Below are 15,558 nucleotides of genomic sequence, written 5' to 3'. Positions count from 1 at the left end.
CCGACCGGCCCCGAGGCCGGGTTCGCGCGCACGCGAGCTCGGCCTTGAGGCACAGTGGACGGCGTGAGCAACGAAGTGTTGCGCCTGCGTGCGCCGCGGCACCAGGTGAGCCGCAAGTCGATCACCCTCTGGACGCTGCACGCGCTGATCGGCTGGGCGGTGCTGCTGGCGCCGCAACTGGTGGTGCTGATCTTCGCCGCCTCGCCGTGGCAGCTGACCGCCGCGATCGCGACCCTCGTGCTCGGCACGGCGCACACGCTGGTGATGCCGCGCTGGCGGTACCGGGTGCACCGCTGGGAGGCCACCCCGGACGCGGTCTACACGCTGGCCGGCTGGCTGAACCAGGAGTGGCGCGTCGCGCCGGTCTCGCGCATCCAGACCGTGGACACCAAGCGCGGTCCCCTGCAACAGCTCCTCGGGCTGTCCACGGTGACCGTGACCACCGCCTCGGCCGCCGGCCCCGTGCTCATCGAGGGCCTCGACCACGACGACGCGGTGCGGTTGGCCGACGAGCTGACCACCACCACCCAGGCCACGCCGGGTGATGCCACGTGACCGCGGAGCTGCCCGCCGCGCCCGAGTACGCCGAGCCGATGGTGGACTGGCACCGGTTGGACGTGCGGATGCTCGTCGTCCGCCCGCTCAACGAGCTGATCGGCCTGGTCCCGCTGTTCATCGGCCTGCTCGTGCTCGGCCGGGGCGAGACGTGGCGGATCCTGGCCAGCGTCGGCGTGATCGCGGCGATCGTGCTGTTCGGCCTGCTGCGGTGGATCACCACCCGGTACCGGATCACCACCGAGCAGGTCGAGATGCACACCGGTCTGCTGGTCCGCAAGCGCCTGGCGGTGCCGCGCGACCGGATCCGCACGGTGGACCTGACCGCGAAGCTCGGGCACCGGCTGTTCGGGCTGTCCGCGATCCGGGTGGGCACCGGGCAGCGCGACCAGCCCGGCGAGGACGGCCTGACGTTGGACGCGGTGTCGTCGGCCGAGGCGGAACGGCTGCGCGTGCTGCTGCTCACCACCGCCAAGGCGGAGACGGCCACCACCGCCGTCGTGGAGGAGGAACGGCCCGGCGTCGTGCTGTCCGAATGGGACAACCGGTGGTTGCGGTACGCGCCGCTGACGCTGTCCGGCCTGGTGGCCGCCGGCGCGTTGTTCGGGTTCGTGATGAACTTCGCGCGGGAGCTGGACATCGAGGTGCTCGAACCGATGACCGAGGCCGCGCACTGGGTCGCGGAGCAGCCGCTCGGGCTGACCGTCGCGGTGATCGCCGCCGTCGTGCTGCTGGTGGCCACGTTCGGCTCGGTGCTGGTGTACGTGGTGCAGTTCTGGGGCTACCGGCTGACCCGCGAGCCTGACGACACGGTCCGGGTGCGCCGCGGCCTGCTCACCACGCGTTCGGTTTCCGTTGCCGAGCAACGACTTCGCGGCGTCGAGCTGGTCGAACCGCTGCTGCTGCGCGCCGGGCGGGGCGCGCACGCCAAGACCGTGACGACCGGGCTGGGTCGCAAGGGCGAGAGCAACCTGCTGCTGCCGCCCGCGCCGGTCGCGGAGGCGCACCGCGTGTCCGCCGAGGTGCTGCGGCAAGTCTCCGGCGGACCCGGCGACCGGACGGCAGTCGGCGATCGGACGGCAACCGGCGGCCAAGCGACCGGCGGCGATCAGGCGACCGGCGACGGTCGGACGGACGGCGGCGGTCGGACGGACGAGTCGCCGACGCGGACCCCGTTGCGCCGGCACCCGGTGGCCGCGCTGCGCCGCCGGATGGTGCGCGCCGTCGTGCCGCTGCTGGTGCTCGCGGCGGTCCTGGCGTGGTTCGCGCCGAGCTGGACGTGGCAGGTCGTGCTGGCGCTGGTGCCGTTCTCCGCGGCTCTGGGCTACGACCGCTACCGCTCGCTCGGCCACGCGCTGACCGACCGCCACCTGCTCGCCCGCGCGGGCTCCGCAGTCCGCGAGACCGTGGCGCTGCAACGCACCGGCATCATCGGCTGGCGCGTCTCCCGCTCGTTCTTCCAGCGCCGCGCGGGCCTGGTCACGATCACCGCCACCACGGCGGCGGGCAACGGCGCGTACCACGTGGTCGACGTGGCCGAGGCCGACGGCCTGGCGCTGGCCGACGCGGCGGTGCCGGACCTGCTGCGGCCGTTCCTGGAACCGGCGCTAGCCGACTGAGCGGAACGTGGTCCGGTACACGCTGGGCGCCACGCCGAGCGTCGCGCCCAGCTGCTGCCGCAGCGCCGCGCCCGTGCCGAAGCCCGCGTGCCGGGCCACCTGGTCGATCGCCAGGTCCGTGGTCTCCAGCAGGTGCCGCGCCCGCTCGACGCGCTGCTGAGTGATCCACTTCCCGGGGCTCACGCCGGTCTCCTCGCGGAACCGCCGGGTGAACGTCCGGACGCTCATCCGGGCGTGCGTCGCCAGCGCGCGCAGGTCCAACGGCTCGTGCAGGTGCTCCATGGCCCACGTACGGGCCGGCGCAGTGGACGTGTCGGTCCGGTCGGGGATCGGGCGGACGATGAACTGCGACTGCCCGCCCGGGCGCCACGACGGCACCACGCACCGGCGGGCGGCCATGTTCGCCACCTCGCTGCCGTGGTCGTGCCGCACGACGTGCAGGCACAGGTCGACGCCCGCGGCGACGCCCGCCGAGGTCAGCACGTCGCCCTCGTCCACGAACAGCACGTCCGGGTCGAGGTCGACCAGCGGGAACAGGCGGCGGAAGTTGTCCGCGTGCGCCCAGTGCGTGGTGGCCTTGCGCCCGTCCAGCAGACCGGTCGCGGCCAGCACGAACGCGCCCGTGCAGATCGACATCACCCGCGCGCCCCGGTCCGCCGCCGCGAGCAGGGCGTCGCGCACCGGCTCGTCCAGCGCGCCGTCCTCCAGCACCCGCGCGCCGTAGTGCACGCCGGCCACGACCACCGTGTCCGCCTCCGCCAGCAGCTCCAGGCCGTGGTCGGGGGTGATGGTGAACCCGGCCGCGCTGCGCACCGGACGTCCGCCGGGCGTGCAGACCCGCACCCGGTAGTACCGCTGCCCGGCCTCGTCGCGGGCGGCGTTGAGGACCTGCGTCGGTGTGCCGAGGTCGAAGGTCACCACCTCGTCCAGCGCGAGCACGGCGACCAGGTGGCGACTGTCCATGGCCGGATCCTTGCACATGATGGCCTTCCAGCCACTTTTCGGAACCGGGCCGGATCGTCGAAGCTTGCGCACGTGATTCGCAGCAAGCAGAACTGGGCATGGGTGGTCGCCGGCGTCGCGTTCATCGCACTCGTCGGCGCCGCGGCGTTCCGGGCCACCCCTGGCGCGTTGATCGAACCGCTGCAACGCGAGTTCGGCTGGTCCACCACCACGATCGGCTTCGCCGTGTCGGTGAACCTGATGCTGTTCGGGCTGACCGCGCCGTTCGCCGCCGCCCTGATGGAGCGCCTCGGCGTGCGCAAGGTCGTGGCCTCGGCGTTGGCGCTGGTCGCGGTGGGCAGCGGGCTGACCGTGCTCATGACCACGGCCTGGCAGCTGGTGCTGTTCTGGGGCGTGCTGGTCGGCCTGGGCACCGGGTCGATGGCGCTGGCGTTCGTGGCGACCATCACCGGCCGGTGGTTCGTCAAGCACCGCGGCCTGGTCACCGGCATCCTGACCGCCGGCGGCGCGACCGGTCAGCTGGTGTTCCTGCCCGTGGTGGCGGCGCTGGCGGAGTCGTCCGGGTGGCGCAGCGCCTCCGTCGTGGTGTCCGTCGCGGCCCTCGCGGTGGTGCCGCTGGTGCTGCTGTTCCTCCGGGAGCACCCCGCCGACGTGGGCGTCCCGCCCTACGGCGGCGACGAGGTCGTGCCCGTGCCGCCGTCGACGGGCGGTGCGGCCCGCCGTGCCATCGGCGCGCTCACCAGCGCCGCGCGCACCGGACCGTTCTGGTTCCTGGCGGCGGGCTTCGCGATCTGCGGCGCGACCACGAACGGCCTGGTCGGCACCCACTTCATCCCCGCCGCGCACGACCACGGGATGCCCACCACCACCGCGGCCGGCCTGCTCGCCCTGGTGGGGATCTTCGACATCGTGGGCACGGTCCTGTCGGGCTGGCTCACCGACCGCGTCGACTCGCGGATCCTGCTCGCCGTGTACTACGTGCTGCGCGGCGCGTCACTGCTCGTCCTGCCGCAGCTGTTCCACGACTCGGTGCACCCGTCGATGCTCGTGTTCATCATCTTCTACGGCCTGGACTGGGTCGCCACCGTCCCGCCGACCGTGGCGCTGTGCCGCCAGGTGTTCGGCCTGTCCGCGCCGGTGGTCTTCGGCTGGGTCTTCGCCTCGCACCAGATCGGCGCGGCCATCGCCGCCACCGCCGCCGGCCTGACCCGCGACCACTTCGGCGACTACGCGCCGGCCTGGTACGTCGCCGGCGTGCTCAGCATCGGCGCCGCGTTCCTGTCCATGAAGATCAAGCGGTCACCGGCGCTCGCGGGAGGTCCCGACGCGCCCGCGGGTGATCTCACGGCCAAGGGCGCGGGCGGCTGAGCGCGGGAACGACCTCACCGCCGGGCACCTGCGCCACCACGCCCGGCTCATCACGCCCGGCGCCCCGAGCGTGATGAGATTGGTAGGGACCGCCACCCGAAGCGACGCGGGGTCGGCGGGACGGGGCGACTAGGCTCGCGCGGGTGATGGATCGCTTGGTGTGGATCGACTGCGAGATGACAGGCCTCGACCTGGGCCAGGACGCCTTGATCGAGATCGCGGCGCTGGTGACCGACGCGGAGCTGAACGTGCTCGGCGAAGGTGTCGACGTGGTGATCCACGCCGACGACACCGCGCTCGACTCGATGCCGGACGTCGTCATGCAGATGCACGCCAAGTCGGGGCTCACCGAGGAGGTGCGGCGGTCGACCGTGACGCTCGCCGACGCCGAGGCCCAGGTGCTGGCCTACATCAAGGAGTGGGTGCCGGACCCGCGCACCGCTCCCCTGGCGGGCAACTCGATCGCCACCGACCGCGGGTTCATCGCCCGTGACATGCCCGAGCTCGACGCCCACCTGCACTACCGCATGGTCGACGTGTCGTCGATCAAGGAGCTGTGCCGGCGCTGGTACCCGCGCATCTACTACGCGCAGCCGGGCAAGGGCCTGGCCCACCGCGCGCTCGCCGACATCAAGGAGTCGATCCGCGAGCTGGCGTACTACCGGCGCACGGCGTTCGTGCCGCAACCAGGGCCCTCGTCGGAGCAGGCGCAGGCCGTCGCCGCCGAACTCCTGGCCGCCGACGGTCTGAAATAGGGTCGATTTCAGACCCGGCGGTAGGGCACTGTATGCTTCACGCGCCGGGTCAGCCGGTCTTGGTGGGTGTAGCTCAGCTGGCAGAGCACTGGGTTGTGATCCCAGGTGTCGCGGGTTCAAGTCCCGTCACTCACCCCAAGCGGAACGCCCCTCGACGCCCTGTCGAGGGGCGTCTTCTTTTGTCGTGGAGTCGTCATGAGCGCCACCCTCGTCGCGAAGGACCTGGCCGCCGGGCACGGTGACCGAGTGCTGTTCGAAGGGCTTGACCTGGTCGTCGCCCCCGGTGACGTGATCGGGCTGGTCGGCGCCAACGGCGCGGGCAAGTCGACGTTGCTGCGGACGCTCGCGGGCCTGCTGCCCGCCGAGCAGGGTGTGATCCGCCTCTCACCGACCACCGCGACCGTCGGCCACCTGCCGCAGGAACCGGACCGGCGTCCGGGCGAGACCGTGCGCGAGTTCCTGGCCCGCCGCACGGGCGTGGCGGCGGCGCAGGTCGAGCTGGACCGGGCGACCGAGGCGTTGTCGTCGGGCTCGGGTGACGACGGCTACTCCGACGCGTTGGAGCGGTGGCTCGCGCTCGGCGGCGCGGACCTGGAGGAGCGGTCGCTGGAGGTGGCGGCCGACCTGGGGCTGGACGTCTCGCTCGACCTGCCGATGACGGCCCTGTCCGGCGGTCAGGCGGCTCGGGCGAGCATGGCGTCGTTGCTGCTGAGCAGGTACGACGTGTTCCTGCTCGACGAGCCGACCAACGACCTCGACCTGGACGGCCTGGCCCGGCTGGAGCGGTTCGTGACGGGTCTGCGGGCGGGCGTCGTGGTGGTGTCGCACGACCGCGAGTTCCTGGCCCGCACGGTGACGCGGGTGGTGGAGCTGGACCTGGCGCAGCAGCAGGTGCGGTCCTACGGCGGCGGCTACGAGTCGTACCTGGAGGAGCGCGAGATCGCCCGCAGGCACGCGCGCGAGGAGTACGACGAGTACGCGTCCACGCGGGCGTCGCTGGAGGAGCGCGCCCGTGCGCAACGGGCGTGGATGGAGAAGGGCGTGAAGAACGCCCGCCGCAAGGCGCCCGACAACGACAAGGTGGGGCGCAAGTTCCGCACCGAGGCGACCGAGAAGCAGGCCTCGAAGGCGCGGCAGACCGAGCGCCTGATCGAACGGCTGGACGCGGTCGACGAGCCGCGCAAGGAGTGGGAGCTGCGGATGGAGATCGCCGCCGCGCCCCGGTCCGGTTCGGTGGTGTCGGTGCTGCGCGCGGCGGTGGTGACGCGGGGGTCGTTCACGCTGGGGCCGGTGGACCTGCAGGTGGACTGGGCGGACCGGATCGCCATCACCGGGGCCAACGGCTCGGGCAAGTCGACGTTGCTGGCGGCGCTGCTCGGCCGCGTCCCGCTGACCTCGGGCTCGTCGTCCCTCGGGTCGGGCGTCGTGGTGGGCGAGATCGACCAGGCGCGTGGCCTGTTCCTGGGCGACGAGCCGTTGCTGGACGCCTTCGGCGCGGCCGTGCCGGACGTGGCGCCCGCCGAGGTGCGCACGTTGCTGGCGAAGTTCGGGCTGAAGGCGGCGCACGTGCTGCGGACGGCGGCGTCGCTCTCGCCCGGTGAACGCACCCGTGCCGCGTTGGCCCTGCTCCAGGCGCGCGGCGTGAACCTGCTCGTGCTGGACGAGCCGACGAACCACCTCGACCTGCCCGCGATCGAACAGCTGGAATCCGCCCTCGACTCCTACCAGGGCACCCTGCTCCTGGTCACCCACGACCGCCGGATGCTGGACGCCGTGCGCACGACCCGCCGCCTGGTGGTGGCGGCGGGTCGCGTCACCGACCTCTGAGGCCTACCGGTTGCCCTTGATCCACTGCTCCCACGGGATCTGCCAGTCGCCGAAGCCGTCCCACGACTGGAGCACCGGGCCGCCCGAGTTGGTGACCACCACGACGTCGCCCTGCTTGGAGTTGTCGAACACCCACTTGGCGTTCTCGGGCGAGAGGTTCAGGCAGCCGTGGCTGACGTTGCGGTTGCCCTGGTCGCCGATCGACCACGGCGCGCTGTGGAAGAAGATGCCGGAGTTGGACATCCGGAAGGCCCAGTCGACCGGCGTGACGTAGCCGCCGGCCTCCAGCGAGAGGCCGTAGGTGCGGGAGTCCATCACCATGTGGGCGTGCTTCTCCGTGAGGACGTACGTGCCCGTGGGGGTCGGGTTCTGCGCGTCGCCCATGGAGGTCGGCATCGTGCGCACGACCTGGCCGTTGACCTTGGTCACGACCTGGTGCGTCTGGCCGTCCGCCTCGTGGATGACGGAGTCGCCGATCGTGGTGGTGATCAGGCGGTCCTCTTCGCCGTACACGCCGTTGCCCACGTGCTTGCCGTAGATCTTGGCGTTGATCGTGACCTTGGTGCCGGGCGTCCAGTAGGCCTGGGGCCGCCAGTGCGCGGTCTTCTCGTCGAACCAGTAGAAGGCGCCCTCGACGCGCGGTTCCGTGGTGATCGAGATCATGGCCTCGGCGGCGGCCTTGTCCGCGATCGGCTCGTCGAAGTAGAACGCCAGCGGCTGGCCGACGCCGACCGTCGTGCCGTCCTGCGGGTTGACCGAGAGGTAGGTCAGCGTGCGCGGCTTGACGGTGGTGAAGGTGGAGCTCTTGCTGACCGGCTTGCCGTCCGCGCCCTCGCCCGTCACGGCCAGCGTGTAGGTCTTCTGGTAGCCCAGCGGTTCGGTGCTGGTCCACTGCAGACCGTCGGGGCTCAACTGGCCGGCGACGGCCACGCCCTCCGGGTTGGTCAGCGCGACGGAGGTGATCTTGCCGTCGGTGGCCGTGGCCACGACCGGCACGCCGGGCGCCACGTCGACCGCCGCGTCCGCGGGGCCGGTGGTGAGCGACACGGGCTTGGGCGGCGGCGTGGACGACGTGGTGGTCGTCGTCCCGTCCGCGGCCGCCTCCCCGGTCGGCGCCGAGCCGGACGAACAACTTGTGATCAACGTCGCAACCAACCCGATCGCGACGATCCCCAGCGCACTGCGCGCCCCCCGCTTGCGGTACATCCCCGTCCTCCGCTTCATCCCCAGAACGCCCTGACAGTCCGTCACAGGAGTCCGTCGGCGTCCCCTGACAAGGTGACGCCTGGAGGGTTGACGATGTTGCCCGAGATGCTGGATCGTTACCAAGGCGAAGTTCCCCCTGCACCAGGGCGGCACACCTGCCCTGACCAGGCGATTGGGAGCCCGGTCGGACGCTGTGCTAATGTTCTTCGCGTCGGACAGAGCAAGAGAGTCCGAGCGCCGCTAGCTCAACTGGCAGAGCAGCTGACTCTTAATCAGCGGGTTCGGGGTTCGAGTCCCTGGCGGCGCACCACCCAACAATGGGGCCACCCTTTCGGTGGCCCCATTGTTGTTTTCCCCTTTGCGCCGATCCCACCACCGACGGCTGCGCCGATCGCCGGAGCCGGCGCCCGCCCCGGCGGTCCTCCTTGCCCAACCCGGGTGGTTCCGGCCCGAGAAGCCGTCCACGCCGACAGGCCTCCCGTACGGTCGTCCTGTTGCCATGGGGAGGTGACGCACGCGATGGACGAGCGGAAGAACGACTTGTCCGGCTCGGTGGTCGGCGGGGTGGTTCAAGCCGACGCAGTGCACGGCGGCGTCCACTTCCACGGCATTCCGGCGCCGCGCACCGTGCCGCGTCAGTTGCTCGGCGCGCCTGCACATTTCACGGACCGGGCCGCGGAATTGGCCGAACTCGACTCCATTGCCGCTCAGGGTGGCCGCGCGCTGGCGCTGCTGCACGGGCCGGGAGGTGTCGGGAAAACGGCGCTCGCGCTGCACTGGGCGCACCGGACGCGTGACCGTTTCGGCGACGGCCAACTCTACGTCGACCTGGCCGGGTTCAGCGGCGGCGCCCCGGTGCGACCTGCCGACGCGCTAGGGCTGTTCCTGCGAGGTCTGGGCACGCCGCCGGGCCAGGTCCCCGCTGAGCTGGACGAGCGAGCCTCGCTCTACCGGTCGCTCACCGCCGATCGCAGGCTGGTGGTGCTGCTGGACAACGCCGTGGCGGTTGGCCAGGTGCTCCCGCTGCTGCCCTCGTCGTCGGACAGCGCCGTCATCGTCACCAGCCGCAGCAGGCTCGCCGGGCTCGTCGCCGAGGGTGCCCGGCTGGTCGAGGTCGGGCCGTTGGGCGAGTCGTCGGCGGTGCGGCTGTTGAGCCACGCGGTCGGTGGCACCCGGATCACCCGGGAGCAGGCGCACGCGCGTGAGTTGGCCGGGATGTGCGGCGGCCTGCCCATCGCGCTGCGCGTGGCTGCGGCCCGGCTCGCCGCCAGACCCAGGTGGTCGGTGCAGCGTGTGGTGGCGGAATTCACCGACGAGCGCGATCGGCTCTCGGCGCTGTCACCGAGGTCGGAGCTGTCGGTGCGCACCACGTTCGACCTCTCCTACCGGGCGCTGGGACCGGCCGCCGCCGCGCTGTACCGCCGGCTCGCGCAGCACCCCGGACCGGACTTCGGACCGGCGGTGGTGGGCTCGGTGCTGGACGAGCCGCCGGAGCGCGCCCTCGACTTGCTGGACGAACTGGTGCAGGACAGCCTGGTCGAGGAGACCGTCCAGGACCGCTACCGCTTCCACGACCTGCTCCTGCTGCACGCCAGGGACCAGGCCGGTGCCCAGGAGAGGGCAGACGCCCTGCACCGGGTGCTGGAGTGGTACCTCGCCGCCGCGCGGGTCGCCGACCTGGTGGTCACCCCGCACCGCAGGCGGTTGTCGTACGAGTTCCGCGCCACGCCGCCGGGTCAGCCGCGGCTCGCCGACCGCGAGGCCGCGCTATCCTGGTTGGAGACAGAGCGGGCGAACCTGATCGCCGCCGGACGCACGGCGTTGGACCATGGTTGGCCCCACCTCGCCTGGCAGCTGTCAGACGTGATGTGGCCGCTGCTGTTGCACCACAAGCACTACCGCGACCGGTTGGGGATCAATGAGTGCGGGATCGCCGCGGCACGCCGCCTCGGCGACCTCGTGGCCGAGGCGGACATGCTCAAGCGGCAAGGACTCGCTTTGACGACCCTCGGCCGGTTCACCGAGGCCGAGGAGCACCTGACCGCGTCGGCGGATCGCGCCACCACTGCGGGCGACCGACGTGGCGCGGCCGACGCACGGGAGATGTTGGCACTGCTACACCTCGACCGGGACGAGCCCGCCAAGGCGTTGGCCGAGTTGCACGACCTCGTGCGGATCAACCGCGAGCTCGCGGCGGACCGCAGCCTCGGGCTGATCCTGATCCACCTAGGCACGGCGTTGGGCCGCACCGGGCAGCCGGCAGCCGGGCTGGAGGCGCTGCACGAGGCCGTGCGCCTGTTCGACGGACTGGCGGAACCCGACCCGTACAACCGGGCACGCGTGACCCTGGCGATGGCGAAGGTCCACCACCACGACGGCAACGGCGCCGACGCCGACCGCCTCGGCGAGGCCGCGTTGGCCGCGATGCGCGAGCTCGGCTCCGACCGCGGCGCGGCCGAAGCCCACGAGCTCCTCGCCGAGTCGGCCACCGAACGGACCGACGCGGTGCGTGCCGCCGAGCACTGGCGTCACGCGCTGCGGCTGCTGACGAAACTCGGCTCGAACCGCGTAGCGCCGGTGTCAGCCAGGTTGGCGGACGTCGAGCCGTCCACACGGCTCGGCTGAGCTCTGGGCGCGGTGCCGCGCGCACCAGACCGGTAACCCCTGCCGGCGCAGGATCCGCAAGTCGAGACCGGCAGTACCCCAGGCCCGCAGCGACTCGACAGTCGAACACCACGTGTCCGTGTCCGACAAGCACGACGCACGATCCACGAGCGCGAACTCGATCACGTCGTCACCCATCAGCGCGATGATCTCCCCTCCGGACGAGACAACGGCGCGCAGTCCATCGGTCTCAGCAACCATCAGGACCTCCTCCGCCGGGTGTGGGAACCGGTGTCGACGCACGGTGCCGTCCCGGCTCCGCCAAGTCCAGCAGCCGGTAAATGGCACCACGCAATTCCGTGGCCGAACCTCCCGGCCTCGACGTGACGCGCTCGCGCATCAGCTCGCCGAGACGTGGGGCGCCACGTGCGGCGTCGTCGAACTGCGCGAGCAGCGGTCGGTCGAAGGTGAGGCGTGGCGCGACCCGTTGGAGCAACTCCTGCGCCGAACCGTCGCTGAGCACCGCGCTGACCGACGGTTCGGCGAGCACCACCGGCGTGCCGATCGACGCGGCGTAGACGCCGATCGAGCCGTGGTCGGCCACCACCTGGTCGGCGGCCACCACCGCGGCCCGCCAGTCCACCTCCGGCGGCACGACGATCAGCCCGGCGTCGCGGCACTCCGTCAGCCACGCCTCGACCTGCCGCACACCGTGCGCGAACCAGCCGGCCGGGTGCAGCATCGCCGCCACCCGGTAACCGTGCGCGACCAGCTCTTCGAGCAGGCGCGGCAGGAAGTCCTCGAACCGCGCGAACAGCGAGTCCAGCCCCCACGTGGACGTGACCACGAGCAGTCGTTGCCCCGACGCAACGCCCAGCGCCTCGCGGTAGGCGCCCCGCCGGGGCAGGCTGGCCACCATGCGGTCGTAGCAGGGGTCGCCCGCCACCACCGCGACGTCCAACGCCTGCGGGCACTGACGGCGCAGCACTTCCCGCTGGTCCTCGTGCGACAACACGACGGCCGCGGGCAGCACCGCGCCATTGTGCATCAGCCGTTGCGAGTCGAGTCCGTAGACCATCGGCTCATCGCCGACCGACACGGACTTGCCGTACCCGGCGCCGTGCGGCATTAGCAGCAACGGCGCGTGCAGCAGGTGCAGGCTGCCGTACGAGGCCGCCAGCGCCAGGTCGAACCTCTCCCTGGTGGCCTGCTCCCACGGCAGCACGACGCCGCGCGTCGACCTCAGGAAGTCCGCCACGCCGGCGCTGAACGTGTCCGGTGCCTGGCTGAACGTCACCTGCACCCGCGGATCGGACTCCACGAGCTCCACGGCCTCCAACAGGCGTTGTCCGCTGGTCACCGTGTGCACCACGGCAAGCACCTGTCGGCACCTGCCCCTGGTCACCCACCTGGGCGCGTCAATCCCGACCGGCACCCGCAGCCATTCGGTGTTCGTCATCCAGTTCCCCCTCGCGCTCTCCCCCTGCACCGAGCGTGGCGGGCCGGTTTGCCGGTGGACTTGCAGTTCGCTTGCAGCGCCGATCGCCCGGCCCCGCTCACCGAATCGGAGCAAATTTCACCGATGAACTACAGGATCTTGCTCTCCGGCTCCACACTGGCATTCCGGACATACCGTGCCAGCGAGAGGCGGCGTCGGTGGAGTTCATCATCCTCGGAAGGACCCGATTACAGATCGACCGGAATGATGTCAAGTTCGAGTCAGCCAAGCAGCGAGCGCTGCTCGCGTTGTTGCTCTACCACGCGAGGAAACCGGTCTCGAACGAACTCATCGGTCGTGCGTTGTGGCGAGAGATCCCGTCCACGCAGGTCCCGGGCAGGCTTCAGCCGCTTCTCAGCAAACTGCGGAAGTTGCTGAAGAACGCCGGTGTGGGCGACACGATAACTCGCGATGGCATGGCGTACCGCCTCGACGTCGATCCACTGGCGATCGACTACCACCGTTTCCGCAAATTAGCGGAGAAAGGCCGTGCCGCTGCCGCGCACGAGGATCATCGGACCGCCAAAGCATTGTTACAGGAAGCGCTCGACCTGTGGCGTGGGGAGCCGTTGCAGGATGTCGTCGGCCCGTGGGCAGACCACATCCGTGATCAACTGGAGCTGTTCGACCGCCTCATGGCGCAGCAGGCGCTACTCGACAGCCGCCTGCACCTCGGCGAACACGCCGAGGTGGTCGGTGAAGCGCTGCGGCTCACCGAGGACCACCAGACGGACGAGACGTGCGCCCGCCTCTACTTGCAGTCCCTCTACGGCCTCGGCAAGTACTCACGCGCACTGCAGTTCCACGAGCGCTTCAGCGACCGGCTGCTCGACAGCATCGGCGCGGCGCCCGGACCCGAGATGCACAGCGTCTACCGGGCGATCCTGCGCAAACAGGCCAACACCGGCGGCATGGAGTCGGACATCCGACCGTCGTTCCAGCCCGATCTGTTCCGCAAAATCAACACGTTCGCCGGGCGCGCCGGGCTACTCGCCCGCCTCGACTCGATATTGGCCGCAGACGAGCAGAACCAGGTGGTGGTGCTTCACGGGATGCCGGGCGTGGGCAAGACCCAGCTCGCCACGCAGTGGGCGCACCTGCGCGCCCGTCACTTCCCCGACGGTGCCTTCGCCTTGGACCTCCAGGGGTTCGGCCCGGGCTCGCCCCTAGCCGCCGACGACGCGCTCGGCATCCTGCTGACCCGGTTGGGCGAAGGACCAGTCCCAGCCTCGGCCGAGGAACGGCGGATGCGACTGCGATCCGCCTTGGAAGGCAGGCGGTTCCTGCTGCTGCTCGACAACGCGCGCGACGACCGGCACGTCAAGCCGATCCTCGACGCCACCCGGTCGTGCTTCGTGCTGGTCACCGGCCGCACGCAACCGTTCGACCTCTCCGTGCACGAAGACGCCCACGTCGTCCCCGTACCGCCGCTGTCGGCCGAGGAGTCCACTGCGGTGCTGCGGGCCGTGATCGGCACAGGACGGGCAGCCGAGGACCCTGCAGCCGTGGACGAACTCGTCCGCATCGCCACGGGTCTGCCGTTGGCAGTCCGCATCATCGGCAGGCACGTCGACCACCGCCCGGAAACCCCGCTCTCCGACCTGGTGGAGGAGTTCACCCGGGAGGAAGGGCTCGGCGTCCTCGGCTCGCCGGAAGGAGCGGACGAGGAGGGCAGCGGTCTCCGGGCGGCGTTCTCCTGGTCTTACCGCAGTCTGCCCGCCGAGACCGCCCGGATGTTCCGCCTGCTCGGGCTGCACCCGACGACGGAGTTCAGCACCGCGGCAGCCAGTGGACTGCTCGGTGAGCCCGAGAGCACCGCGGAGCGGCACCTGCGCACGCTCAGCTCGGCCAACCTCGCACAGCACGTCGCGACGCGCCGGTTCCGCTTGCACGACCTACTGCACGACCACGCCTTCGACTTGGCCGACCGGGAGGAATCACCCGCAGACCGGAAGGCCGCCCGCAGAGGCATGCTGGACTACTACCTCAGCACCGCGATCGCGGCGTGGCACACCCTGAACCCGAAGCTCAACCCGGTCCCGGCCCTGGAGGGCGTGCCGGTGGCCCTGGGGTTCGACAGCGACGAGGAGGCACTCGGCTGGTTCGCCGGCGAGCGGGCGAACCTCGTCGCCGCGGTGGTGCGCGCGGACGACTTCCCGGAACACTCTTGGCGACTGGTGGCCAACCTCCACGGAGCCTTCCTCAGACTTGGGTACTTCGAAGACCTCCTGAGCTGCCAGGCCGTTGCCGTGGAGGCCACATCGAGGCTGCCGGACAGGTCGGCGCTCGCCGGCACGCTGATCAACTCCGCCAGCGTCCACTACCGACTCCACCAGTACGACGACGCCGTTCGGATCGGCCAAGAGGCGTTGATGGTGCTGCGTGACGTCGAGCGATCGGAACTGCGTCCCGTGATGATCCACAACCTGGCGTCCGCCCACTTGGACCGCGGTGAGATCGGTCGGGCGACCACCCTCTTCAACGAGGCGTTGGCGTTGGCGCGCGAGATCGGTACCCGGGATGTGGAGGCGGCTGCTCTGGAACGGCTGGGCCTCACCTACCACCGGCAGGGACGCGAGGTCGAGGCCCTCGACCACTACCGGGCCGCGTTAGCCGCCTGGGAGGTCATTGAGAATCACCACGGACGTGCCACAGTGCTGGCCAAGATGGTCGAGTACCTGCACGAACAGGGCAAACACGCCGAATCCGTCGAATTATTGCCCACCGCGCTGGAAGCGATCCGGATCAGCGGCGACCAACCCCTGATGGTGGACGTGCTGGCGGTCGCCACCGAGGCCCACTACGTGCTGGGGGACTTCGACCAGGCGATCGCGATGGGTGAACGGGCGGTCGGGTTCCCCGAGACGGGCACCGACGACGGGCACGCGCGGGCCCTGCACGCAGCCGGGCACGCACTGGTCGCCATCGGCGACCTGACCGCGGCTGAACAACGGTGGGTTCGCGCCGCAGACCTGCACGGGCCGGATAGCGCTGCGCGTCAGGACATCCTCGACCATCTGCAGGCGCTGCGGCGGTTCGGACGTCCTATCCCGAACCCTCGCCGAAGCACCGATGTGGTGGTCGTCCCATGCCGCGATGCCACGCTCCGTAACCTCAGCTGACGCATCACCCGCTAGTAGAGTGGGTGTCACCCGACCCGGTG

Annotated in this window: 11 protein-coding genes and 2 tRNA genes; 9 read left to right on the top strand and 4 right to left on the bottom strand. The window is 71.0% G+C overall.

Going from position 1 to position 15,558, the window contains the following annotated elements:
- Positions 1 to 63: 63 nt before the first annotated feature.
- Both ACQPYE_RS06465 and ACQPYE_RS06460 read left to right on the top strand, forming a co-directional pair.
- Positions 64 to 555, top strand: a complete 492-nt coding sequence (locus ACQPYE_RS06465; protein ID WP_498719925.1) for a PH domain-containing protein — start codon at positions 64 to 66, stop codon at positions 553 to 555.
- Positions 556 to 593: 38 nt separating this feature from the next.
- Positions 594 to 2,174, top strand: coding sequence for a PH domain-containing protein (locus tag ACQPYE_RS06460; protein ID WP_498722851.1), 1,581 nt, complete (start codon positions 594 to 596; stop codon positions 2,172 to 2,174).
- Here ACQPYE_RS06460 and ACQPYE_RS06455 read toward each other — a convergent pair.
- Positions 2,163 to 3,137 carry a GlxA family transcriptional regulator gene (locus ACQPYE_RS06455; protein WP_498719921.1) on the bottom strand — a complete coding sequence of 325 codons (975 nt, stop codon included), beginning with the start codon at positions 3,135 to 3,137 and terminating at the stop codon, positions 2,163 to 2,165. The two genes, ACQPYE_RS06460 and ACQPYE_RS06455, sit on opposite strands and share 12 nt — an antisense overlap.
- Before the next feature lie 72 nt (positions 3,138 to 3,209).
- Between ACQPYE_RS06455 and ACQPYE_RS06450 the strand changes: the two genes are divergently transcribed.
- The 4 genes from ACQPYE_RS06450 to ACQPYE_RS06435 all read left to right on the top strand — a co-directional run bounded on the left by ACQPYE_RS06450 (position 3,210) and on the right by ACQPYE_RS06435 (position 7,087).
- Complete coding sequence (locus ACQPYE_RS06450) at positions 3,210 to 4,505, top strand: MFS transporter (RefSeq protein WP_498719920.1); 1,296 nt, start codon at positions 3,210 to 3,212, stop codon at positions 4,503 to 4,505.
- 143 nt (positions 4,506 to 4,648) lie between these two features.
- Positions 4,649 to 5,260, top strand: coding sequence for an oligoribonuclease (gene orn, locus ACQPYE_RS06445; RefSeq protein WP_498719919.1), 612 nt, complete (start codon positions 4,649 to 4,651; stop codon positions 5,258 to 5,260).
- 62 nt (positions 5,261 to 5,322) lie between these two features.
- A tRNA-His gene (locus tag ACQPYE_RS06440) sits at positions 5,323 to 5,398 on the top strand.
- A 57-nt stretch (positions 5,399 to 5,455) separates the two neighbouring features.
- Positions 5,456 to 7,087 (top strand): ABC-F family ATP-binding cassette domain-containing protein, encoded by a 1,632-nt coding sequence (locus ACQPYE_RS06435; RefSeq protein WP_498719918.1) that lies wholly within the window; start codon positions 5,456 to 5,458, stop codon positions 7,085 to 7,087.
- A 3-nt stretch (positions 7,088 to 7,090) separates the two neighbouring features.
- Here ACQPYE_RS06435 and ACQPYE_RS06430 read toward each other — a convergent pair whose 3' ends face one another.
- Positions 7,091 to 8,230, bottom strand: coding sequence for a L,D-transpeptidase (locus tag ACQPYE_RS06430; protein WP_498719916.1), 1,140 nt, complete (start codon positions 8,228 to 8,230; stop codon positions 7,091 to 7,093).
- A 297-nt stretch (positions 8,231 to 8,527) separates the two neighbouring features.
- On the opposite strand from ACQPYE_RS06430, the gene ACQPYE_RS06425 reads away from it, so the two are divergent.
- Together ACQPYE_RS06425 and ACQPYE_RS06420 are read left to right on the top strand one after the other, a co-directional pair.
- A tRNA-Lys gene (locus ACQPYE_RS06425) sits at positions 8,528 to 8,603 on the top strand.
- Between the two features lie 209 nt (positions 8,604 to 8,812).
- Positions 8,813 to 10,918 carry a regulator protein gene (locus ACQPYE_RS06420; RefSeq protein WP_498719914.1) on the top strand — a complete coding sequence of 702 codons (2,106 nt, stop codon included), beginning with the start codon at positions 8,813 to 8,815 and terminating at the stop codon, positions 10,916 to 10,918.
- Here ACQPYE_RS06420 and ACQPYE_RS06415 read toward each other — a convergent pair.
- Both ACQPYE_RS06415 and ACQPYE_RS06410 read right to left on the bottom strand, forming a co-directional pair.
- A complete protein-coding gene (locus ACQPYE_RS06415; protein WP_498719912.1) occupies positions 10,874 to 11,158 on the bottom strand; it encodes a hypothetical protein in 285 nt (94 codons plus the stop codon). The genes ACQPYE_RS06420 and ACQPYE_RS06415 overlap by 45 nt on opposite strands.
- Positions 11,148 to 12,269 (bottom strand): hypothetical protein, encoded by a 1,122-nt coding sequence (locus ACQPYE_RS06410; protein ID WP_498719910.1) that lies wholly within the window; start codon positions 12,267 to 12,269, stop codon positions 11,148 to 11,150. Before ACQPYE_RS06410 ends, ACQPYE_RS06415 begins: the two co-directional genes overlap by 11 nt.
- A gap of 284 nt (positions 12,270 to 12,553) precedes the next feature.
- Here ACQPYE_RS06410 and ACQPYE_RS06405 point away from each other — a divergent pair, with 284 nt between their 5' ends.
- Positions 12,554 to 15,517: an AfsR/SARP family transcriptional regulator gene (locus ACQPYE_RS06405; protein ID WP_498719909.1), complete on the top strand. Its 2,964-nt coding sequence runs from the start codon at positions 12,554 to 12,556 to the stop codon at positions 15,515 to 15,517.
- The last annotated feature ends 41 nt before the right edge of the window (positions 15,518 to 15,558 follow it).

Origin of the sequence: Actinosynnema sp. CA-299493, from assembly GCF_050946825.1 — a bacterium.
Classification (GTDB): Bacteria; Actinomycetota; Actinomycetes; order Mycobacteriales; family Pseudonocardiaceae; genus Actinosynnema.
Note: the sequence above shows the minus strand (reverse complement) of the source record. Positions and strands in the feature narration are given on the sequence as shown.